Raw genomic sequence first — 20,479 nt, forward strand, 5'->3', positions numbered from 1 at the left:
TCCCAGGGGCCCGATTTTCTATCGGCTCGCTTTCGCAGCGCACCCGTTTGCAAGGGGGTTTGGGGAAAGGCGCCCTGCGAAAAGCGGCTTTTAGTAGAACATGAACACCGACGCACCCGCCGAGTAGAACACCATGCGCAGGCACACGGCACCCACGATCGCGCAGGCGAGGCCGACGCCGGCGAGGGGCACCGCGGGCGCACCCTTGCGACGGCCGAGAGCCGCGCATACGACCGGTACCGCGCAGCCGATGACCACCACGCCTATCCAGAACAGAAGCGATGCTTCTCCGGACAGAATGTTCGCCGCCTCGGCCGGATTGACGATGGGATAGTTGGGATGGGTCGGATCCCAGTACAGGCCCACCTCGGTGAAGGACGCCGCGCTCATCATGACCGACGCGCCCCATGCCACCGAGAGCACGGCGTTGGCGACGGCACCGACCACACCGCTGGTGGCGAGCACCGATCCCGCTCGCACGACCGCTTTCGCCGAAGCGGCTTCCGGGGCATCCTCAGAGACACCTTCCGCATCGGGGAAGGATGCAGCCAAGAGCGTCACCGTCAGCGGGCCGAAGAGGGCGGCGTTACCCAGGTAGGCCAGCCAAAGCAGGGGCGAATCCCAGGCCGGACGGGCCGCCATGTTGTAAGAGTGGCTCATCACCACCACAAGCGCCACCGACACCACGATCGCGGCCACCGCCAGCCACCGGGGCACCACAGGCTCCGGCTTGCGCAGGTACACGAAGTACACCACCATCACCACCGCCATCAGCACGATGACGATGAGCTCCTGGGTAATGCCCGACGTGGGGTTGCCGAAGCCGTTGAAGATGCGATCCCAGTGCTCCAGATGGAAGAACACCGCGATGCCGCCCACGGCCAGCAGCACGACCGACGTCACCAGCGCAGGCATTTGCACCCGCTTGCCGCCGCCTGCCAAGGCAAGCACCGCTGCCGTTCCAAATACACCGGCCGACCACGCCATGAACAGCGTGAACAGAATAAGGGGCCATTGCATTTCCATTGCCTACTCCTTTCCCTGCCAGGTGTGGTCGCGCAGGATATAGAGGAACGACGGCCTATTCCCCACATCGGTCAGCGTATGCACATCGTGCTCTCCATCGAAGGGCTCGCAGAAGTCGCCCATCGTTTCCCCGCAAGGCCCGCGGAAGCTCTCGATGCCCTCGTCCAAATCACCGAACCATTTGGCCATGCCCACGCAGTTCGTCACGCACTGGGGCAACTCGCCCTGGGCGATCTGCTGCTCGCAGAGGGTGCACTTCTCCACGACGCGCTCTTCCTCGTTCAGGTAGCGCACACCGTAGGGGCAGCTCATGGCGCAGAACTGGCAGCCGATGCACTTCCCCTTGTCAATCTGCACCGTACCATCAGGCAGCCTATGGCTGGCGCCCGTGGGGCACACCTTCACGCATTCGGGGTTTTCGCAGTGCTGGCATTGCACGGGAAGGAAGTAGAAGTCGTGGCTCGGCACCTCGTCCTGCCCCGGCTCATTGGGGCCGATGCGCAGCACCTTGTTCCAGAAGCTGCCGATGGGCACATTGTTTACCATTTTGCACGCACCGTTGCAGGCCATGCAGCCCACGCACCGGTTGCAGTCGATGGCAAGTGCGTAACGCGCCATTACTGATCCCTCCCCTCGTAGACGGGCGCCCAGTCCTTCAGGCGCGGGTCGCTGGCATCATGAATGATCTCCACCCCGTCATCGGAGCAGGGACATGGATTGCCGAACGGCGAATTCTCCGGAGTGGCCTTGTACACCTTCACGGGATAGCCGCGCACCACCGACGCACCGCAATGGGGGTCATCGATATCGTTGTTGACCAGCTGGTTGACCGCCGAGAGCCGCCAGCCGTGCTCGGGAGCGGGCATTTCCGGATACCACCACATATGCTCGGCGTTGATGACGCCGCGCGGAATACCATAGTAGAGATCGGCTGTTTGGCGAATCTTGCCGTGAGGGCTCTCGATCCACACCCAATCGCCCTGCTCGATGCCCCAGTCGGCCGCATCGTCCGGGTTGATTTCCACGCGCGGCACCGGCCACACTTCGCGGCACCAGGGCAGCTGGCGATGCTCGCTATGGAAGTACACGGGAATGCGACGCCCCGTCAGACAATGCACGGGATACTCTTTCCAAAGCTCGGGATTCTTGTCTATCGTATCGGGATGGGGGCGATAATCGGGTAGCGCATCCTCAGCACCATGGTAGGTCTCCATAATGGTGCACCAAATTTCCTGCTTCATGGTGGGCGTGTTGAATCCCGGAATAACATTCGACGGGGTGGGGTCTTCCGCCATCGACTTCTTCATAAAGCCAGTCTGGAATCGATAGTAGGTGCCCCAGTCGTCTGGACGCAGCTTCTTCACGTCCCACCAGCCGTTTTCCTGGAATTCCTCAACCAATTCCTTCCACGACGGACCCACTTTGCGCACAGTGTGGTCGAGAATCTCCTCCATCGTGGGATAAGGGTTGTCTTCGTCCCAACCCCAGGGTAGCCCCGCGCGCTCGTACAGATCCTCGACGATCTGCGGATCGTAACGCGTATCGGCTGGAGGCTCCACGCAAGGTACGCACAGTCCCAGCGCGCCACTCGACCCCTGGCTCTGGCGCGGCGAGGGCACCTCCAGCCAGTGCTGAGCCGGCAACAGAACATCGGCCATTTCAGCGGTGGGATGGTGCCACAGGTCGATGTCGAACATGAAGTCCAGCTGGGCAAGGGTGTCCCACGCCATCGTGGTATTGCCCATGTTCAGAAAGTCTCCAGACTGGCACACGCATCCCTTCACCGGATAAGGCTCGCCCGTGACGCCCGCCTCCCAAACCGTATTGGCGTTCGCCCAGTTCGTCCACCACGCGAACAGCGGATGCGTGTCGCGCCCCAGTTGCTTCTCCATAATTTCCGGATGGAACTTCGGGTTATCCAACAGGGGCGATTGGGGAAGGCTGTCGAAAGAGCCCATATACGTGACGTCTATCTTCGTGGAGCCGCGCTGACCGCCGGGGCCGTCGGTGTTCCCGGTAATAGCGGTGAGCAGCTCGATGGCCCGGCAATTCATGATGGCATTGCCGTGATGCTCTACCGCCAACTGGTACATGATACCGCCATTGCCCCAACGCGGATCTACCCGCGTGCCGTACACAAGGGCCGCTTCGGTCACCTTTTCCGCAGGAACTCCGGTGATGGATTCCGATTTCTCGGGCGCATATTCAGCGCAACGTTCAGCGAACTTCTGCCAAACGGGAATGGCTGTGTGCTTCGTGCCATCGGCGAAAGTTACTTCGAATGCCCCCTCGGTAGCAGGATCAATGGACTCGAAATCATCTAGCTCGGGAGACCACGCCTGCATGTGGCCCTCCCGCACGTTCGCCTCTCCCCATTGACCCGGGAAGTTCTCCTTTGACCAATGCTCCTCGAAGCCGGATCCGTCATAGCGCTTGTAGGGCTTCTCCCCTTCCCAGATGCCGCACTCCGGATCGGTGGCGGGATCGTAGTCGGGATTGGCCTTTGCCTGGTCGGCCGAAGCGTTGAACCACTTCAACGAATTGGACGCCTTGTCCCACACCATGTACTTCCAGGGACTTCCGTCTTCCTGCAGATCCGCTTGGGTCAGCAGCTTGGTCTTCACCATTGTCGTAGCATTGTACGTATGAGGAATGGGCGGTCCCGAAGGCTCCTTGTCATCTACCACAAGGAAGCACGCGTTGGTCCAGCGCTTTACGAACTTCCAATCCACCAGGTCGTTCTCGATAATGACATGGCACATGGCCAAGGCAAGCGGCGTATCCGTCCCACCCTTCAGCGCCAGATGGATGTCCGCCTCCTTGCCCAGGTTTGTCGTGCGTGGATCCACCGAGATAAATGTCTGAGCCTGCATGGCCTCATCGACGACCGAGCGGCCGGCCTCATCATAGTTGGAGCCCTCGGGCGTGGAGGCCCAGATGGTGAACACCGGAGGCCGTTCCACCGTGGCCGACCAGCTATGGTTGAATTCGGAGGTGAGTGCCGAAGCAAAGTGGCGAGGGCCCTTGCACACCTGCCATGCCACCACGTTGTTAGGGGTCATGAACCAGCTATCATAGCCGTTGTAAGGGGACATGCTCCAGATGCGCCCCGTACCGCCCATGGTGAACAACGACTGGCCACCGTATTTGTCCTTTACCTGCTGAACGCCGGCCACAATGATGTCCAGCGCCTCATCCCAGCTAATACGCACCCAGCCCGGATCCTCTCCCTTGGGATTGGTACGCTTCATAGGATGGTACAGGCGATCAGGATGGTAGCACGCCTGCAACGACGAGACCGACTTGTTGCAGCAGCTGCCCATGGTGTGGGGCGCCGTCTCGTCGCCCTCAATCTTCACGGCCCGGCCATTCGCCACGGTCACCCACACACCGCACTCCATCTTTCCACATCCGCGGCAGCAACTGCGAATGCGCTTGACTTCGCCCGCGCCATCTGCGGCAGTGTGCGAAGTTTCGGCCAGAGCGCTTTCCGCATTCAGAGCGAGATTCGCCGCAACTGCCGTGGCCGCCGCCGTTTTCAGGAAGCTCCGTCGGGACAAGTTCAATGAGCCCATTTCCTCCTCCTTCTCTTTCCTAGTAGGGTTTTCCCGCATGGACCCGAGCCCGTACTCGCGCATCTCTTCCCAGTGAATCAGACCGGTCGGCCACAATGCCGAGAGCGGCACTCATCTAGCGGGCTGTGTAATTAGCCTATCGCGCTGCTCCCAGCGATGGTGGTGCAACCTTTCTAACCTTTATGCAGACCACGACGCCCTGTTGCGCAGCCGCCCAGCCCCCTGCACTTGCCTCCTGCGGTGATGCTATACTTGCATCACCAATTCCATGAAGCCGCGCCACCGAACGGAGCCCTATGGCATACTGCTCATGGTTGAGGGAAAGAGGGGATATGGAAATAGAGCATCTACGAGAATTCGCCATCCTCGCACGTCACTTGAATTTTCGCGAGGCCGCAGCAGACCTGCACATCTCGCAATCGGCACTCAGCCGCCACATTGCCGCACTCGAGCAGTTCTACGGCACGGCCTTGTTCAAGCGCGATCGCCACGCCGTCTATCTCACCGATGCCGGAGCCTTCCTTCTCGATTACGCCGAGCAACTTTGGGAGCAGTTCTCCCTCTCCCGGGAACATCTCCAGCGTCTTTTTTGCGGAGAGCGCCACCTGCGTATCAGCGGCATCGTCGGGCACCCTTCGTTTTATCCTTACATCCTTAATGCGGAAACTCGTTTGCGCGCCGTCGATCCCACCGTCACCCTGCGGGTCGAGCGCAATGCGAGCGCCTCGCTCCTCGAGCAAGTCGAGGCGTTGCAGAGCGGTGAGACCGATTGTGCCCTGCTTCTCTCCTCCGTTGCCGGCACCAGGGAGGCCCGCGAAAACATGGAGAGCATCCGCTTGGGCCATGTCCCCGTGTCCCTCATCGTGCGGCGCGACCATCCCCTCGCCCATGAGCCGCTCCTCACCGCCAACGCGCTCCAGAACGGCCGTTTCGTGCACTTTACCGGCCCCGATTTCTCACCTTACTGGCACGTTTTCAGCCAGTTGCTCGATGGGGCCGGAATAACTTATACGACCGCACCCTACCCCGCCAACAGCGAGTATGATGTTATCCGGGCCATTGATGCCATGGGCACCGACCTCTATCTCTCGCCTCGGACTTCCATTCTGCCCGCCATCGCCCAAAACCCCGACGCGGCCATCATTCCCCTCGTCGGCGAAGAGCTTACCCTGGACCTGGATTTGCTCTACCGCCCGGGGCACAAGGAGGATCTTGTGCGCCTGGTCGCTCCGTGCCTCGAAGGTGCCTTCGCCGCATTCAACGCAACTCTGTAGGTGGGCACCGCCGGCCCACCCCGCACCCCACTCGGATCGCCGCGTGGCCGCGCATCCCCAGGCTTACGACGCCCCTACTTCCCGCGCACGGCGTCGGCGGGGTGGATGGTCATGGACTGGAAGCGGTCGGCCATGACGGTGTCGTCGAAGTGCTGGTCGTAGAACTGCTGGATGGGCGTGTCCACCTTGTCGCCGGAGAGGCGCTCGTACCAGCAGTCCAGGGCCTGCAGGGTCATCACGGCATCGGCCAGCATGAACACGGCGGCCACCACGGTCAGCCCGTAGCGCCAGTTCCACGGAATGAAGTTCACAAGCCGCAGCATGAAGGGCAACGCCAGCTTGATCCACACCACCCCGAGCAGCCCCCAGCAGGCCATGAACGGCAGACAGGTGCGACCGCCGAACAGCGATCCGGGCATATTGGAGTAGTCCCACGCCACCGCGCCGTAGGCGTACTGCATGAACAGGCTGGTCAGTGCCTCGAAGCCACCGCCGATCACCGCGGCCACCACGAAGATGATGAGCCAGTTGCTCTTGTGGAAGCGGTTGAGGAACACGGTCATGAGCACCGCCCCGCAGCCGTAGATGGGCGAGAACGGCCCGAACAGGAGCCCGGCGCGGTCCTGCCACTGGCCCGGCACCACGATCAGGAAATGCACCACCTCTTCCATGATGAGCCCCAGGATGCTGGCCACTACGAAGATCCAGAACAGGTTGAAGAAGTTCAGCGTGATGTAGCCCTTGCCCGTGAGGTCGCGGCCCAGGGTGCCGGCCTCGCCCTCGGCGTGCTCCTCGGCCTCGCGCTGCTGGCGGTGGCGACGGCGCTCTTCCAGAAGCGAGGGGTCCAGATAGCTTTGCAGCGCGATGGTCACCACGAAGGCCACCAGGTAGAACACCAGATTCGACGTAATGCCCTGCAGCATGATGGAGCACAGCACCCCGGCGATCAGCAGCACGTACAGGCCGTAGGAGATGATGGCGGCCCAGCGGCGCTGGTTGCGGAAGAGGCGGTAGCCGAAGATGACCGCCGTCAGCGCCAAAACCGAGAGCACCCCCAGGTGCAGGAAGTTCACCACCACCGTGGAGACGCCCTCGGTGCCCACGCCATGGGCCTCCAGGCTCGTCGCTGACCGGTAGATGGCAGTGCCGATACCCGGCAATGTTGCGAGGGACACCAGGGCCAGCAGCACGCCGAACACCTTCAGCACCCGGGGCAGCTTGCGGGCGTCGGCAGGGCTCGTGAACTCGGCGGCAATGGTGGCGGCGGTGCGGTCGAAGGCGGCCTTCTTGGCAGCCACGGCGCGCTCGGCATCAGCGACGATCACGCTGGGGTGCTCCACGGCGTGCATCATCGCGCCCGCTTCCGCGGCACCGTGCTCCAACCGCGCTTCGGCTGCGGCCACAAAGCGCTCGGGATGGCGCAAGTCGTCGACCGCCTGGGCCACTTTCTGCTTGTCACGGGCCACATCGGCCCGCAGCTCGGCGCCATCGTTGTGCAGCTGCTCGCTCCACTCGTGCTCGGTCTCGGCCATATCAGCCCGCTCGAACGCCACGGCCTTTTCCAGCTCTTCGGCCACCTTCGCCTCGGCGGCGCGGATGGTCTTGGCAAGGCGTTCCTCGCGCTCGGGATGCTGACCGCTCTCGGGTTTCGACGGACTCACGGCCTCCCCCTTCCCTACTGACACTGATTCATGGTGCCAGTATAGAAAGGCCGCCCCTCCATTGATGACCGCCGCACCCAACATCTGCCAACCTGGCACGCACCCGTCACGCGACCGAAACGTCACCGCGCCTCTCCCTTGACCAAATAGGAAAAAAAGGAAAAAATAGGAAAGAAAGGAAAACTTAGGAAAGAAAGGAAAGGCCGAGCATGCATCCCAGCGACACGGTATTCTCTCCATCCTTCGGAAACCGGCCCTCCTACCTCGTGGGCCGCGACGACATGCTCGACCAGCTCATGCGAGGGCTCACCTCAGCCCCCGGAAGTCGCGACCGCGCCGTGGTCCTTTTGGGGCAGCGCGGCTCGGGCAAAACCGTACTCCTCTGGGAACTGGCCGACCGGATGCGTCGGCAGAATTTCGTCGTCGCCACTCCCACCATCGTCTCAGAAAGCATGCTTGAGCGCATCGCCGAGAAGATCGTCGACGACGCTGGCACCGCTGCAAAAGGGAAAGCCCACGTCAGCGGTGGCAGTCTCGGAGCGCTCGGATTCTCCGCGGGTCTTCAGTTCCAACACGACGCACCCGAGCCGCCCAGCATCCAGCACCGGCTCACCCAGCTGTGCCGCGCCCTCACCAAGCAAGGTCGCGGCGTGCTCATACTCGTGGACGAACTTCAGGCGAGCAACCCCGAGGTGAGGCAGCTCATCATCACCTATCAGGAGCTCGTAGGCGAAGGGCTCAACGTGGCCATCGTGCTCGCCGGACTGCCCGGGGCGGTCTCCGCCACGCTGAACGACAAGGTGCTCACCTTCCTGAACCGAGCCCGCAAAGTGCCGCTGGAGCCCCTTGCCTTCGGAGACGTGGACGCCTTCCTCGCCCGATCTTTTCGGCAGATCGGCCTCGCCATCGATCCGGATCTGCGCCGTCGCGCGTCCAGCTTTACCGAGGGATCGCCCTATCTCCTGCAATTAGTGGGCCACAACACCGTGCAGTACGCCCAGCCCGACGGGGAGGTTACGGAAGACACGCTCGAGGACGCCCTGCGCACATCCCAGGAAGACTTCGAGAACGACGTGTGCCGCACAACCTTGGCGGCGCTTTCCGAAAAGGACATCGAGTTCCTTGACGCCCTCGCGGCCGAAAGCGGGGAAGAAGGTGAGGGCGCTACCGCGGCCATCGCCGAACGCATGGGCGTCACCCACGATTACGCCCAGAAGTACCGCAAACGCCTCATCGATGCCGGTATCGTGCAGGCCTCCGGCCGGGGGCGCGTCGCCATGGCCGTACCGCACCTCGCCGATCACCTGCGACGCCAAGCCCAGGAGTAGGGCCGTCGTCGCATGGCCCCGCGCGGCACCTGGCACTCAGCTCAACCCGGCACCGGGTTCGCGATCCACTCCCTGGGCTGACGGCCTGCTAATCTCCGTAGGGAATGACGTTGGTGAAGGGGTAGGTGCCGTCGGTGGCGATGACGAGGTAGTTGTCGGCACCGCCGAACTGCTCGTCGGCGGCATCGATGACGTACACGTTAGCGAAATGTTCGCGCAGGCGCTCCACCTGCGCGAACAGCTGGTACATGGCGTTGCCGGTGAATTCCACTACACAGTTGGCCATCAGCAGACCACCTGGAACCAACCTCGCCTTGGCAGCGGCAATGCCCTCGTCGCTGGCGAAGAACGCCACCGGCTCGCGCCCCACAAAGGCATCGTTGATGATGACGTCGTAGCCTTCGGCCGCGCCGCCTTCGCCTCGCAGGAACTCGGCACCATCTTCCACGAAAATGCGCAGATCGTCGGCCCGATCCTCCGCCGCCAGCAACGCCTCCAGGCGATCCAGACAGAAGTGCTCGCGGGCTAGCGCCACCATGGCAGGATCAATCTCCACCACATCCAGCCTCACGCCCGGATGGTTCACCAGCAGCGCCTTCGGGTAGGCGAACCCGGCCCCGCCGATCATGAGCACTGACCCAACGGCCAGCGGATGGGGCGCCGACGGGTCCGCAGCCTCGAAGAGATGGTCGAAGGCCCGCAGGTAGGCGAAGGGGCACACGGCCCAGCGCTCGTCGGTGTAGGTGGCCGACTGCAGCACGCCGCCCACATTCAGCATGCGCACGAGCGATCCGTCCTCGTCGGGCATCGTGTACACCGTGGCCTCGCCGAACCGCGTGGGAATCGTCAGCCGTCCCTCCCGCCGGCGCACCTTGCCCCACCACTCAGAAAGCACAGCGCACCCTCACATGCCCTGCGGCCGCGCCGAGCCGTCAGTCGGCTGCGCTGTCGCCGCAGGCTCGGCCGGTGCCGGCTGCGGCGCGGCGGGCGCCGGGCGGCCATTCTCCTGGACGTACTTCTTAATGCCCGCGTACACCGCCTGGCGCACCACGAAGTACAGCGCCACGAACGCCACGGCCGCGGGAACCAGATATATCAACATATATACGGGGAGCAGCACCAATTCCATACCGCCAATGCCCATCATACGATCAGCCTCCCATCGCCTCGGATAACGCCCTCATTATACCGCGCGCAGGATGCTTCCCCCGCACCTGGTTTCCCGCGGCTCCTGCCTCCCGCCAGAAACTCTGCGGAAAGCGAAAGAGGGCAGGACGGGGCACCGGCAGCCTCTACCCCCAGCAGGCGATCATCATGGCGATGGCCACGAACACGGTAGCCAGGCCCATCACGGCGAAAATGTCACTCAGCTTGTTCATGGGCATCTCCTCACGCAGGCTGCGGCATGTGGGGCGCAGCGAACCCCTCACAGGCCGCCCCCGCCACCGCAGGCGCGGCCTCTCTCTACTTCTAAGACGCGCGGGACACCCCCTTTTGTTGCATCCCCCGCACCCATTCCACGAAAGCGCCATGACTAGGAGGCCGGCTCGCCCGAGCGAATCCCGTCGAGATAGGCGTTGCGCACGCCCGCCCGAGCCGCATCGTGGGCGTTAGCGAGCTTCAAGGCAATGATGCGGCGGGGATGGTAGTCGACGTAGGAGATTTCCATGTTCGAGAGATCCGCGCCGTCGATGCCGTCCTCTTCCGCAAAGCTATTGCGGAAGATGCGGAATGCGTAGCTGATGACGCGCCTCTCCCCCGGCATCACCTGGTTGTAACCACCGCCGAGCGCCGCGGGTGCCTCTTCCCCTTCCAGGGGATACAAAGCAGCCTGTACAGCATTGTCGGGAAACATTCCCGTGTTGAACATCGTGTACGGCCCAAGAAACGCCGCGCTCTTCAGGATGGGGTCGGGCGGCGCGATCGCCTCGGGGCCGAGGTTCTCGACCTCAACGTCCACCACCACGATTCGCTCATCCTCTTCGGCAAACAGTACGCCAGAATGGTCGAGTTCGGGATACAGCGGGTACCATTCCGCAAAGGCCGAGGGCGACACCATGGCGCAACCGACGACGCGGGCAGAGAAGGGAGCCCGCTCGAAATCCCAGTCCTCGCTTTCCCGACATTCCTGCCGCTCGGCCTCCGTCTTCTTTTCCCATTCGTCCTGCAAATAGGAGCTGGCCTCATAATCGTATTTCATTCCCCGGGTGAGATCGTCGAGCACCACGGTCTCGCCATAGGGAACTTCAACGATCTCGTCGGCCTCCACCGCCAATTCCCCGGAAAAGGCAACGCCTACGGGAGTCGGCTGGGTGAGGGTGGCTTGACGCGGCTGGGCGATGAAGCGACCGGCCATCCACCAGAAAGCAAGCAAGAGGCCCACTACGGCGGCCGCACCCACTGCCACACGCATGATGCGGCGAGAGGTCCTTGATGCCGCCAGCCCGAGGTGTCTCCGTTCGACCATGGCGCGTCCTTCCCTTGCGATATCCGTCTTCTTCCATGGCCCAAGCTAGCATGCATCCTGGTCAGAGGGCAATGGTGATATTTTTCACCCTGGGGATTTCCCGCCCCATGGGGTAAAGTGGGAGGCGGTCAAATTCGGAAAGGAGACGCCCCTCGTGATTCCCCTCTCCAGCTTCATCGTCGTGCTGTGCGCCTTGGCTGGGGTGGTGGCGGCATGCTATGCCATCGGCCAGGCTTGCTTCCGACGGCACCGCGACGGTGCGGCTACGCAGCTCGCGCTGCTCTGGTCGGCCGTCAGTGTCGCGCTCACCATTGTCGTGCCGGCCCTCGACGGTTTTCGTGCCTCGGGAACCGCCGCCCTCGCCTCCATCCTGCTACTGGCGACAGCGGCTTTGCTCGCGTTCTTCCTCGGCCACCAGTGGCGCGAGGCGGCCATGGAGCGCGAGGTCCAGCGAATCCGGCTCCAGCGGGCGGAGAGTGCCGATGCCAAGACCGCCGACCCCGATCTTGAGACGCTGTGCGCCAAGGCCGCCCGTCGCTACGATCTCACCCGTCGCGAGGAGGACGTGCTGCGCCTGCTCGTCGAGGGGCGCACCGCCCCGCAAATCGCCGAGGACCTCGTCGTGTCCCCCAACACCGTGAAGACCCACGTGCGCAACCTCTATAAAAAGCTCGGCATCACCCGCCGCGACGACCTCGCCAGCCGGCTGAAAGGCTAGGAAATCCCCCTCGTTTGAGCGGCCCCCCACGCTACCACAACGATCCCCCAACGCAAGCAACGGCGGTTAACATGGCGATCGACCCCCTGTTGCAGAGGGGAACGTTCGCCTTCAAGACTAGGCACCCACGTATTCCAGAATGCGACGCGCCGTAGCTCGGCTTACTTTGGAACTGTCGCCCTTTCCGAGAAACGCATAGACGTTTCCCTTGTTCAGGCCCAGCTCTTCGCAAATCCGGTAGCCGGTGAGGCCGCGCTGCTCCATGGCGGTCAGAATCTTGCGCCGCATCAGGTCGATAACACGCCGGTCGGTGAGAACGGCATCGCGCTTCGCCACATAGGCACTCCACACCTTCTGATAGCGCTGCGGGGCACATTCCGACTGCAAGAAGGACGCAACCTCTTCGGGGGCGCCCAAGCACGACGCCGCCGCTTCGTAATCTTTCTCCATCCAAGTGCCCCGGCTAAGCGCAACCAGATACGGCGCTTTGCCCTGAATGGCAGCGAACACCATGATCGCCTCGGCAGCCGCAGGCGAGCCATCGGCCGCTGCGGCACACAGCTTTTTCAAGCTATCTGTCTGCAATCCCGTCAGCTCGCGGCAATAAGAGCGGAGAAACCCCTTGAACGTCAGGTTCATCTCCCAATCCTTTCGCAAAAGCGCTCATAGGCGCCGAGCATCTCCCGATACCGACGTGCCGACAATGCCGAGGCTTGGGCTTCGTCGGAAGCACGAACTAAATGATCGAGCAATTCCCAATCCACCAGCCCTTGCCGGGCGGCATTGTCCATATCCTGAAGGTCATGGGGGCGCTCCGCATAGAGCTTCATGACGATCATGTCCTCGGTCGAAGGGGTGCAGTACGTGATCGCCCTCGCCCCCATATCCAAGGGCGCAAGTCTGTCTTCGAAATTATAGGGTATCTGATCTGCATAGGTTGCAACAGCACCGTTGACATGGGGATAGGCGTTGAGTATCTCGCGAACTTGCCGACTTGCTTGCAGGACATCCACATCATGAGTGACAGGCCTTGAAGTAAGATCTCTCAACATGAAAGCCGCTCCACCAACAATCACGACCACGGGTTTCGCCTTTGCGGGGTCAAGGACAAAAGATGCCTCTTCATCAATGGAGAGAAGCACTTCGACAAGATCGTTCTTATTCATGGCACCCTCCGAATAGTATTATTAATCTAGATGAATAATACTATTGCCATTGGCTTCGTGCAATATCGTGTGCCTGATACATGCCCATCTTCGAGAGAGGAACGCTCTTGGCAGACCAGCCAGGCAGCGGAACCAGCGACGAGCAGGTGGCGGCACAAGGTGCACGTTTCCCTTGTTCAGGCCCAGCTCTTCGCAAATCCGGCAGCCGGTGAGGCCGCGCTGCTCCATGGCGGTCAGAATCTTGCGCCGCATCAGGTCGATAACACGCCGGTCGGTGAGAACGGCATCGCGCAGCTCGGTGCCGATCGCGTTGGCCTCGCGAGACAACCGACGAGCCGAGGGACGCCCTACACCAAGGAGCCAACAGCGAACTCGCCAATTTGCGTCTTGCCATCCGATTCGTAAACAGGAATATGTGTGGACACCTGGTCTTGCGCCGCCAGATACGCGTCATCGAGAACAGCCTGCACGTCCGTTTCCGGAAGGCCCGTTGCCTGGGCCAAATCGGCAAGCCCCTGCTGGCGCACAGATGCCAACCCCTCGTCGAAGGGATCGGGGATGGCCGCCCGCACCACCGTATCCAAGTATTGGGTCGCTTGCTCCACCGTCACCTCCACACCCTCAGGCAACAGACGCGTCAGCTGTTCGGCAAGGGCCCGGTTACTTGCCGCCTCGGCATTTTCCATATATTGGACAGCCTCATCGGGACTGGTCGCATTCATGCCGGCGGCCTCTTGAAACGCATCAAAGTACACATAGCCCTCGCGACCATTGGTGGCCACCACCGCCACAAGATCCACCTGCCCGCCAGGCGCTTCGGCCTGATCTACGGTTCCATACACAAGCCCATCGTCGTTGATACGCGGCGGAATCGAATTCAGGTCAAGCCCATGATCCGCAACGGGCAACGACGCTTCAGCCACTTGCGAAGTGGCGGAGCTCTCCTCAGATACGGTCGTCGCGCCAAACGCCGACGAAACTCCTATCATGAGCCCCATGCCCAACACCGTTACGCCGAGCACGCGCACCACCGTTTTCCGAGAAATCAACTCCGAAGATTTCGCCTTCATGGCTACCAACCTCCTTCGCTCGATCAACTTTCCAGTTGCATCCCTGTGAAAACACCCTTGCAAAAGAATCTAAACGTCAGCGTTGATGTAATCCATGACCCTTTGCCCATCAGCCTCATCTAGTGGCTCTGATCCAAAATTCTCATGTACCGCCGAGCCATCATCTCCGTAGACGGGAATATAGTCAACGACATTCGCTTGTGCCTCATCAATAACCTCATTAACAAGCTGCCCATCAAGGGACGCGAACAGCACTGGATCCGCAGCCTTAATCACCTCGAGAAGAGCTTTCGCACGGTTTGAATTACATAGTTCCTAGAATGGTTTTTCCATCTTGGGCGTACAGTGTCACGCCGTCGAGCGTGCGAGGCGCAGCGGCTTCAGGAGAAGGAGGGTCCTCTCCAAAAAAGTCGTCGAGAGTGATGTAGCCCTCGATGCCTTCAGTGTTCTGCGCCAAAATGAGGTCGGGATAGAAGACCTTCATCTCCTCCGTTGTCCCGCTGAAGCCCTCTGGAATGTTCGCGTCGAGTGCGCTACCGCAAGTCTGCCCCGCCTCGTTGACGGGGAAATCGACCCCGTTGATATCGCGGTACTGCACCTCTGACTGAGCGCAGCCCCCACATACCATGCCGATCATCAACACCACCAGCGCCACGCCAAAAATGCTCTTCCACTTCTTCATGAGAGCTCACCCCTTACGTCAGATTTGAGCAGCCGTCGCCACCCGTTTGAAGAAATCGGAAAGTTTTCCCTTCACTGAGCCATACACTTGAGGCTGATAATTCCTTACAAATTTGATAAAATTTTTTGATAGATTTCTAAAGAAATTGTTCACCGATATATCTCAGAGACTTTGGTCAAACTTTTCGAAAAGTTTTTTCAAAAAGCTGTAAGAAAACAAGGGGGTTTGGGGTAAGGCTTATAGAAGGGGTTGCGCAACTCTAGGAAGCACTCAGCGAGAGGAGTGTGGTGCTATCGACAATATCGATGACATTGAACGGGCATTCGATGCCTACGGAGACCGCGTCTCTTGGCTAGCCATGCGTTACTTCAAGTCGCGGGATACGGCGGACGATATCGTTCAGGAGACGTTTCTTCGGCTCTGCCGTGCCACTACCGTCTTCGCCAGCGAAAAGCATCTTGAGAATTGGCTGATTAAAACAGCGGCCAACCTTTGCAAAAACAGAATCCGTCATCTCTCGAATCACCCAACCGCAGCATTTGACGATGCCGCCGTCGAAGCCCTTGATCAGAGGGCTTTCGACCAGTACTCCCTCGATGAGGTTGAAAAAGATGCCCGTGAATTCATAGGCGAGCATCTTGACGCGCTGCCAGAGGGTCTGCGCGACATCATCAACCTGCGCTACTTCGACGAGAACGACACGGCTACCATCGCCGAAACTGTCGGCATCAGCAAGAGAAACGTCTACGTCAAGCTACACCGTGCACGCAAATTTCTCAGAGAAAGGATTGAGAGGGAGGGGGTTTCCCATGCTTGACCGGGATTCCGCATACCACGCAGCTGAACTTGAGCGCTGCAAACTGAGGCCCGAGAGCGCCCAAAGAATTCGGCAGCGGCTACGCCAAGAGTGCGCCATGAACAACCACAGAAAGTTGTTGCGAGGCAGAAGCCGTGCGTCTGCCGGTCGCATGGCGCACTCCGGGCAACGCGCAAAGACAGCTACGTTTCTAAAGGCGGTCGCCTGCCTTGCGATTATCGCCGGCATCGGCGTTCTCGTAAATACGGGCATGGTCGTCCACGAGACGACCACCCACTCTGTTGAACGCGCCATAGCAGGTACCCCCATGCGCCCCTATCAGCGCATCGAGTTGGAGGGTGGATTTTTTAGCTGTCCCGCAGCCGAACCGCCCTATCGCGAAACGAGAGTGTATACCCCATCCGCGCAGTACCAGTGTGGCGTAACAGCACGATTATTCCTGCCTGGCATCTCTGCCGACCAGTGCGAAATAGCTTTAATGAATGCTGGCGACGCAAGGGTGTGCTGCGAAGACCTCTTAAGTCTGAACATGGAAATCCCACCAGAAAGTACGCGAGCTATCGCCACTAAAGACACTGACTATCTTTTCAATATTACGTGGCCGATAGAAATGACCCAGAAAAAATTTGACGAAGTATTCGGGGAGACACCGGGTTTCTCGTGGCTTAGCCGAGAACCTGCAACTTTTTTCGACTCAATTCGTGATGCCCAACTTCTTGTAACAGCTGATGGGATCACGCACACCTATCGTTTTAACTTTGGCGATCTCACCGACGAACAATCTATTCGACGGGAATTCGCACACAATTACAAACCCGCTATTTTTGGTCTCATTGAGGAGAACAGGTGATTTGATGCAAAATTCCATACTCGATCGTTCGGCCACCCGCCGGTCTTTCTCCGTTCTAGCCGCTACCGCCATTTTCACCATGGCCTTCTCGCCCTCCCAGGCGCTTGCTGCCACCCTGTGGAGCACATCTTCTTCCCACTCGGATCAGGGCGTGAGGTTTACCTACCAGTCTGGCCTAGATACCGGATCACCCGTCAAAGCCCACACCACCATCAGAGCTAGCCAGTCTGTACCCGCAGGAACGATGTACGCCCAGGCATGCATCGTCAAGGGCCTCGATCTTGCCATCATCGCCTCCAGCGCAGCAACTTCCAATAAGACTAAGACAGCATCATTGACGGCGACCGTGAGCCTCAACAGATTGGCCGCAGGATATCGATCAAAGGGCAAGGTGAAGACCTACAGCTCTGGCTGGAGATCATGCACTTCCACTGCAGTAGGCTACTCCCTATCTTCCGATCTCCCCATGAATGGCAGCGGCCAGACTTACGGCACCTACGGAGACGTGGAGGCGGGTGCCATTCCCGATCTTATTGCTATCGTGGCTGATAGCGGCCTCGAGGGCTACGCCCTTTACGAGCAGTTCAGCGCCGTTGACGCGCCCGACGCTATTCCCGTCTACGATGTTGAGGGAACCACTCTCATCGGCATGTTCACGTTTGGGGACAAATAGCGCAGCCGCGAACGCCAGGGCATCCAAACACCCGGCAACTCAGCAACACCAACACAGACGGGCCGGCTGCGCCATAGGGTGCAGCCGGCCCGTACCATCTATCCAAACTATCTGCTATAGCTTGCTAACCACTGCATTCGCCGTACCCTCATTACGCCCAAAAGAACTGCAGACACCATGACGCCCAGGCATATTGCGAGCTCCAACTCAGGACACAGAGCGAAGTCGTCGAACTGGCGAGATCGCGCAAACATCCCATACTGAGGAAACAGCAGAGGATTCTCGAAAAACACCGAGACCAGCAGATAGGTCACCGCGCCCCCAAGCACATACGGAGCATCAACAAAAAGCGACAATGCGGTACACAGCATGCAGAGGGCTAGTGACGACATATAGCATACTAAAATATCGAGAATCAATTCCCTTGTTGAATAATTAGAATTTATTATAAGGTAATCATCATAATATAATAAATGATTATATGATACTTCAAAAACACCGCTACCATTAATTATCCCCACCGCAACACAGAATCCCAGAAGCACTATCCAAAGGATTGAGACAACCGTAAACACCCACAAGCACTTCGAGGCCCACCATGAAATGCGGCTCGTCCTGATAACAATCCCATTGCCATCACGTTCTCGCGCCCTTACAGGATAAGAGATGATGGAAAAAACAACTGCCAGCTGCACCACTATCCATGTGACAGGCAATACGAGCACGTGATCAAACCCAAAAACAACCGGCATGTTTCCTTCGCAAATACCCATTATGATACTTGCCGCCGAGAGTGGTTCTGATGACGAATTGACCATACTGCGTGAGCAGGTACTCACCAGTGCCGCACTTAGGGTGAGGCAAGCCCCGAGAAGCCGCCATTTTGCCTCAGAAAAACCGCGTTGCAAATCATATATGTACAAGCGCATTATCTTCTTCATAATCTGACAAACCTATTCTATCCACCACAAAGGAGGCTTGCCCTCTCGACGTCAACAATAGACCCGTTTTCCATGAATATCGTAACGTCGGCTATTTCAGCAAGTTTTCCGACATCGTGACTAGCTACCAAAAGGCAGGCACCCCGCAAACGCTCTTCCTGAATGACTTTCAGAGTCTTCTGAACAGCCGCCTCGTCCAATCCGTTAAGGGGCTCGTCCAGCAGAATTAAATCAGGATGCTCAACAATTGCACCCGCAATCCCTAGCTTTTGCTTCATTCCCAGAGAATACTTCCGAAAAGGACGCTGATCAGCGGCATCGAGACCGACACGCTCGAGAGCAAGAGATATATCATCCGAGCTAGCCGTCTTTTTAATCGAACAAAGCAATTCTAAGTTTTTGCTTCCCGAATAGCCTCCCAGAAAAGCCGGACGCTCAATTAACAACCCGAGACTGCCGGGAAATTCAATATCCCTCCCCAGAACTTGCCCTCCAACGATCACCTTGCCCCCCGAAGGGAATACCAGGCCTGCGATAACGCGCAAAAGCATTGTCTTGCCGCAACCGTTATGACCGCGCAGGCAATAGATTGATCCTCTCTCGAATGTAAAATCTATACTCGCAAGAATAGTATTACCCTCTATTATCTTGCTTACATCGACTACCTCAACCATACATACCTCGATCCACTTTTCCTCTCCAAAATGACCTAATCGCGAGCAACTCTCCGATTGCAAGCAAACACAGCGCTGCACCTATAGGCGCGAAACCGATGCCGCTATGAAAAGGTTGGTAAGGCTGCATAAACGTAATCGGAGAAAGAAACACGAACGCCTCAGTTCCTATCATTTCTCCTGCAAAGAGATAAAGGAGCCCCATGCAAAGGGCAAACGAGGAGCATGTCAAAACAATCCTGTTTCTCACAACTTGCGTACAAGCCAGAGGAAAACAGCTTAGCAAGCCACCAGTAACTGCGATCAGCGTTATATATGCTGCAGTGTACATATATGCGTTCTCATAGAAAAGCTCGCTCCACATATGGTATGCCGCAAGGGGAAATATCCCTGAGCTCGCATCTGGCTGAACCAAAGGCAAGATAAGGGAACACAGATAGAAGTTGAGCAGAAGCGGCATAGTCGAAACAGTGGCGCCAACGGCAAAGCACGCAGCCATTTTCGCCAAAATATACGCACGGATCCCTGATCGCACGCCCACCTGCTCACTCCACCCACTTCTCAAATCTTCATAAAGCGAAGACGAGAAAGGTATGCAAACCAGCAGTGGGGTCAACATAAAATACAGCGTGGGCCAGACGCCCTCCCCCCATCCTCCAATCCATCGATTAAAAACCGACAGAGGCTACTGCACAAGATCTAAATACATAATCTGATCCTGCGCCTCGGGAAGAACGAAAAAGAAAATATGTCCTATGGTGATCGCGGCAGCCGTGGTAATTGCCGCGACATATGCACGGCTCAGAAAGGCTCTCTGGAATTCTTCTTTCAGCGCTCTCACTGGCTAATCCTATCTCACGAATGAAGGCTGACCTCTATTTTTCGCGGATAATCACGAAACACGAGTTTGTAGTTCAAGTCCCTCACAAGGGCCCATTGGCTGGAGCTCATTCCAACTTGCCACAATTCGAAGGCAACTACCATATGATGCGTGGAATGTGCCGGAGCACGCCAATAGAATTCATTCTCTGCATGATAATTTTCATCAACCCAATATCCGTTAAGCGCCTCGGTGGCACTTTCATCATGACATGCCGAAAACGATCCGGCCTCCACGTCAAACCAAAGAGGGCTGGTAGGAATATCACTCTCGTTGCTGATCGTTAAGTCCACTAGAAGGTAAACATACTCGTCATGAGAGCGGCCGGCTAGAGAGGCCATATCCCACTTTCCCCCGGTAAGAGAAAGCATTTCATCAACAGTCACGAAACGAGGATCGGAGAAAGAGAAGGTCACCCCCTCCTGCATAAGATGATCATGATCTCGACATCCCGCCACATCGATGGGCTCCCCCATACCATACTGCTCGATTACTTCTTTGCTGTCGGCAATTTCTTCTATTCCGTTTGCGTCTAAAACCGCTTGCTTTTGCTCGGAGAGCAGTTGAGTGTTTACATACTGGATACGAAAATACGAAGCCATGAGCAGAGCAACGCACACAGCAACGCCGACGACAACCTTGAGGGCGTTGCTGTGTTTTTTCAAGCCGCTGGTCAT

Annotated in this window: 22 protein-coding genes; 6 read left to right on the forward strand and 16 right to left on the reverse strand. The window is 58.7% G+C overall.

Translation table 11 applies throughout. From position 1 onward, the window contains the following. Positions 1–90: 90 nt before the first annotated feature. The 3 genes from ACTOXK_RS05535 to ACTOXK_RS05545 are packed head-to-tail and all read right to left on the reverse strand — an operon-like array spanning position 91 to position 4,601. Positions 91–1,026, reverse strand: coding sequence for a dimethyl sulfoxide reductase anchor subunit family protein (locus tag ACTOXK_RS05535; protein ID WP_482276978.1), 936 nt, complete (start codon positions 1,024–1,026; stop codon positions 91–93). Between the two features lie 3 nt (positions 1,027–1,029). Continuing rightward, positions 1,030–1,644, reverse strand: coding sequence for a 4Fe-4S dicluster domain-containing protein (locus ACTOXK_RS05540; protein WP_482276977.1), 615 nt, complete (start codon positions 1,642–1,644; stop codon positions 1,030–1,032). After that, the gene (locus tag ACTOXK_RS05545; RefSeq protein ID WP_482276976.1) at positions 1,644–4,601 is read right to left on the reverse strand and encodes a molybdopterin-containing oxidoreductase family protein; all 2,958 of its coding nucleotides are present in this window, start codon (positions 4,599–4,601) and stop codon (positions 1,644–1,646) included. The genes ACTOXK_RS05540 and ACTOXK_RS05545 overlap by 1 nt, the downstream gene beginning before the upstream one ends. Positions 4,602–4,933: 332 nt before the next feature. Here ACTOXK_RS05545 and ACTOXK_RS05550 point away from each other — a divergent pair, with 332 nt between their 5' ends. Further along, positions 4,934–5,875: a LysR family transcriptional regulator gene (locus tag ACTOXK_RS05550; RefSeq protein ID WP_482276975.1), complete on the forward strand. Its 942-nt coding sequence runs from the start codon at positions 4,934–4,936 to the stop codon at positions 5,873–5,875. 74 nt (positions 5,876–5,949) lie between these two features. On the opposite strand, the gene ACTOXK_RS05555 is transcribed toward ACTOXK_RS05550, so the two are convergent. Continuing rightward, positions 5,950–7,536: a putative ABC transporter permease gene (locus ACTOXK_RS05555; RefSeq protein ID WP_482276974.1), complete on the reverse strand. Its 1,587-nt coding sequence runs from the start codon at positions 7,534–7,536 to the stop codon at positions 5,950–5,952. A 209-nt stretch (positions 7,537–7,745) separates the two neighbouring features. Here ACTOXK_RS05555 and ACTOXK_RS05560 point away from each other — a divergent pair, with 209 nt between their 5' ends. Continuing rightward, the gene (locus tag ACTOXK_RS05560; protein ID WP_482276973.1) at positions 7,746–8,864 is read left to right on the forward strand and encodes a DUF8462 domain-containing protein; all 1,119 of its coding nucleotides are present in this window, start codon (positions 7,746–7,748) and stop codon (positions 8,862–8,864) included. Positions 8,865–8,952: 88 nt separating this feature from the next. Here the strand turns inward: ACTOXK_RS05560 and ACTOXK_RS05565 are convergent, their stop codons facing one another. The 3 genes from ACTOXK_RS05565 to ACTOXK_RS05575 all read right to left on the reverse strand — a co-directional run bounded on the left by ACTOXK_RS05565 (position 8,953) and on the right by ACTOXK_RS05575 (position 11,331). After that, on the reverse strand, positions 8,953–9,759 hold the full coding sequence (locus tag ACTOXK_RS05565) for a spermidine synthase (RefSeq protein WP_482276972.1): 807 nt from the start codon (positions 9,757–9,759) through the stop codon (positions 8,953–8,955). A 9-nt stretch (positions 9,760–9,768) separates the two neighbouring features. Continuing rightward, entirely contained in the window at positions 9,769–10,011 is a 243-nt protein-coding gene (locus ACTOXK_RS05570) for a hypothetical protein (RefSeq protein ID WP_482276970.1), read from the reverse strand. Between the two features lie 387 nt (positions 10,012–10,398). Continuing rightward, the gene (locus ACTOXK_RS05575; RefSeq protein WP_482276969.1) at positions 10,399–11,331 is read right to left on the reverse strand and encodes a hypothetical protein; all 933 of its coding nucleotides are present in this window, start codon (positions 11,329–11,331) and stop codon (positions 10,399–10,401) included. A 154-nt stretch (positions 11,332–11,485) separates the two neighbouring features. On the opposite strand from ACTOXK_RS05575, the gene ACTOXK_RS05580 reads away from it, so the two are divergent. Beyond that, positions 11,486–12,049 carry a helix-turn-helix transcriptional regulator gene (locus tag ACTOXK_RS05580; RefSeq protein ID WP_482276968.1) on the forward strand — a complete coding sequence of 188 codons (564 nt, stop codon included), beginning with the start codon at positions 11,486–11,488 and terminating at the stop codon, positions 12,047–12,049. A 117-nt stretch (positions 12,050–12,166) separates the two neighbouring features. Here the strand turns inward: ACTOXK_RS05580 and ACTOXK_RS05585 are convergent, their stop codons facing one another. The 5 genes from ACTOXK_RS05585 to ACTOXK_RS05605 form a co-directional block, all read right to left on the reverse strand. Then, the gene (locus ACTOXK_RS05585) at positions 12,167–12,688 is read right to left on the reverse strand and encodes a hypothetical protein (RefSeq protein WP_482276967.1); all 522 of its coding nucleotides are present in this window, start codon (positions 12,686–12,688) and stop codon (positions 12,167–12,169) included. After that, entirely contained in the window at positions 12,685–13,215 is a 531-nt protein-coding gene (locus ACTOXK_RS05590) for a DUF6036 family nucleotidyltransferase (RefSeq protein WP_482276966.1), read from the reverse strand. The genes ACTOXK_RS05585 and ACTOXK_RS05590 overlap by 4 nt, the downstream gene beginning before the upstream one ends. A 347-nt stretch (positions 13,216–13,562) precedes the next feature. Continuing rightward, positions 13,563–14,285: a hypothetical protein gene (locus ACTOXK_RS05595; RefSeq protein ID WP_482276964.1), complete on the reverse strand. Its 723-nt coding sequence runs from the start codon at positions 14,283–14,285 to the stop codon at positions 13,563–13,565. Positions 14,286–14,354: 69 nt separating this feature from the next. Further along, the gene (locus tag ACTOXK_RS05600; protein ID WP_482276963.1) at positions 14,355–14,561 is read right to left on the reverse strand and encodes a hypothetical protein; all 207 of its coding nucleotides are present in this window, start codon (positions 14,559–14,561) and stop codon (positions 14,355–14,357) included. 28 nt (positions 14,562–14,589) lie between these two features. Further along, a complete protein-coding gene (locus ACTOXK_RS05605) occupies positions 14,590–14,967 on the reverse strand; it encodes a hypothetical protein (protein WP_482276962.1) in 378 nt (125 codons plus the stop codon). Between the two features lie 310 nt (positions 14,968–15,277). Between ACTOXK_RS05605 and ACTOXK_RS05610 the strand changes: the two genes are divergently transcribed. From ACTOXK_RS05610 to ACTOXK_RS05620, 3 genes are all read left to right on the forward strand, one after another. After that, the gene (locus ACTOXK_RS05610; RefSeq protein ID WP_482279871.1) at positions 15,278–15,784 is read left to right on the forward strand and encodes an RNA polymerase sigma factor; all 507 of its coding nucleotides are present in this window, start codon (positions 15,278–15,280) and stop codon (positions 15,782–15,784) included. A 97-nt stretch (positions 15,785–15,881) separates the two neighbouring features. Beyond that, entirely contained in the window at positions 15,882–16,634 is a 753-nt protein-coding gene (locus ACTOXK_RS05615; protein WP_482276961.1) for a hypothetical protein, read from the forward strand. Positions 16,635–16,785: 151 nt separating this feature from the next. After that, positions 16,786–17,307 carry a hypothetical protein gene (locus ACTOXK_RS05620; RefSeq protein ID WP_482276960.1) on the forward strand — a complete coding sequence of 174 codons (522 nt, stop codon included), beginning with the start codon at positions 16,786–16,788 and terminating at the stop codon, positions 17,305–17,307. A 107-nt stretch (positions 17,308–17,414) separates the two neighbouring features. Here ACTOXK_RS05620 and ACTOXK_RS05625 read toward each other — a convergent pair whose 3' ends face one another. From ACTOXK_RS05625 to ACTOXK_RS05640, 4 genes are all read right to left on the reverse strand, one after another. After that, positions 17,415–18,248, reverse strand: coding sequence for a hypothetical protein (locus tag ACTOXK_RS05625; RefSeq protein ID WP_482276959.1), 834 nt, complete (start codon positions 18,246–18,248; stop codon positions 17,415–17,417). Between the two features lie 17 nt (positions 18,249–18,265). Further along, positions 18,266–18,922 carry an ATP-binding cassette domain-containing protein gene (locus ACTOXK_RS05630; protein WP_482276958.1) on the reverse strand — a complete coding sequence of 219 codons (657 nt, stop codon included), beginning with the start codon at positions 18,920–18,922 and terminating at the stop codon, positions 18,266–18,268. A 685-nt stretch (positions 18,923–19,607) separates the two neighbouring features. After that, positions 19,608–19,763, reverse strand: a complete 156-nt coding sequence (locus ACTOXK_RS05635) for a hypothetical protein (RefSeq protein ID WP_482276957.1) — start codon at positions 19,761–19,763, stop codon at positions 19,608–19,610. 14 nt (positions 19,764–19,777) lie between these two features. Beyond that, complete coding sequence (locus ACTOXK_RS05640) at positions 19,778–20,479, reverse strand: hypothetical protein (protein WP_482276956.1); 702 nt, start codon at positions 20,477–20,479, stop codon at positions 19,778–19,780.

This window comes from Adlercreutzia sp. (genome assembly GCF_056795635.1).

What these genes read in the sequence shown, in the direction of transcription:
- ACTOXK_RS05560 (WP_482276973.1), top strand. Translation starts at nt 7,746, where the DNA reads ATGCATCCCAGCGACACGGTATTCTCTCCATCCTTCGGAAACCGGCCC.
- ACTOXK_RS05590 (WP_482276966.1), bottom strand. Translation starts at nt 13,215, where the DNA reads ATGAATAAGAACGATCTTGTCGAAGTGCTTCTCTCCATTGATGAAGAG.
- ACTOXK_RS05535 (WP_482276978.1), bottom strand. Translation starts at nt 1,026, where the DNA reads ATGGAAATGCAATGGCCCCTTATTCTGTTCACGCTGTTCATGGCGTGG.
- ACTOXK_RS05540 (WP_482276977.1), bottom strand. Translation starts at nt 1,644, where the DNA reads ATGGCGCGTTACGCACTTGCCATCGACTGCAACCGGTGCGTGGGCTGC.
- ACTOXK_RS05595 (WP_482276964.1), bottom strand. Translation starts at nt 14,285, where the DNA reads ATGAAGGCGAAATCTTCGGAGTTGATTTCTCGGAAAACGGTGGTGCGC.
- ACTOXK_RS05550 (WP_482276975.1), top strand. Translation starts at nt 4,934, where the DNA reads ATGGAAATAGAGCATCTACGAGAATTCGCCATCCTCGCACGTCACTTG.
- ACTOXK_RS05625 (WP_482276959.1), bottom strand. Translation starts at nt 18,248, where the DNA reads ATGAAGAAGATAATGCGCTTGTACATATATGATTTGCAACGCGGTTTT.
- ACTOXK_RS05605 (WP_482276962.1), bottom strand. Translation starts at nt 14,967, where the DNA reads ATGAAGAAGTGGAAGAGCATTTTTGGCGTGGCGCTGGTGGTGTTGATG.
- ACTOXK_RS05575 (WP_482276969.1), bottom strand. Translation starts at nt 11,331, where the DNA reads ATGGTCGAACGGAGACACCTCGGGCTGGCGGCATCAAGGACCTCTCGC.
- ACTOXK_RS05640 (WP_482276956.1), bottom strand. Translation starts at nt 20,479, where the DNA reads ATGACCAGCGGCTTGAAAAAACACAGCAACGCCCTCAAGGTTGTCGTC.
- ACTOXK_RS05570 (WP_482276970.1), bottom strand. Translation starts at nt 10,011, where the DNA reads ATGATGGGCATTGGCGGTATGGAATTGGTGCTGCTCCCCGTATATATG.
- ACTOXK_RS05630 (WP_482276958.1), bottom strand. Translation starts at nt 18,922, where the DNA reads ATGGTTGAGGTAGTCGATGTAAGCAAGATAATAGAGGGTAATACTATT.
- ACTOXK_RS05585 (WP_482276967.1), bottom strand. Translation starts at nt 12,688, where the DNA reads ATGAACCTGACGTTCAAGGGGTTTCTCCGCTCTTATTGCCGCGAGCTG.
- ACTOXK_RS05545 (WP_482276976.1), bottom strand. Translation starts at nt 4,601, where the DNA reads ATGGGCTCATTGAACTTGTCCCGACGGAGCTTCCTGAAAACGGCGGCG.
- ACTOXK_RS05615 (WP_482276961.1), top strand. Translation starts at nt 15,882, where the DNA reads ATGAACAACCACAGAAAGTTGTTGCGAGGCAGAAGCCGTGCGTCTGCC.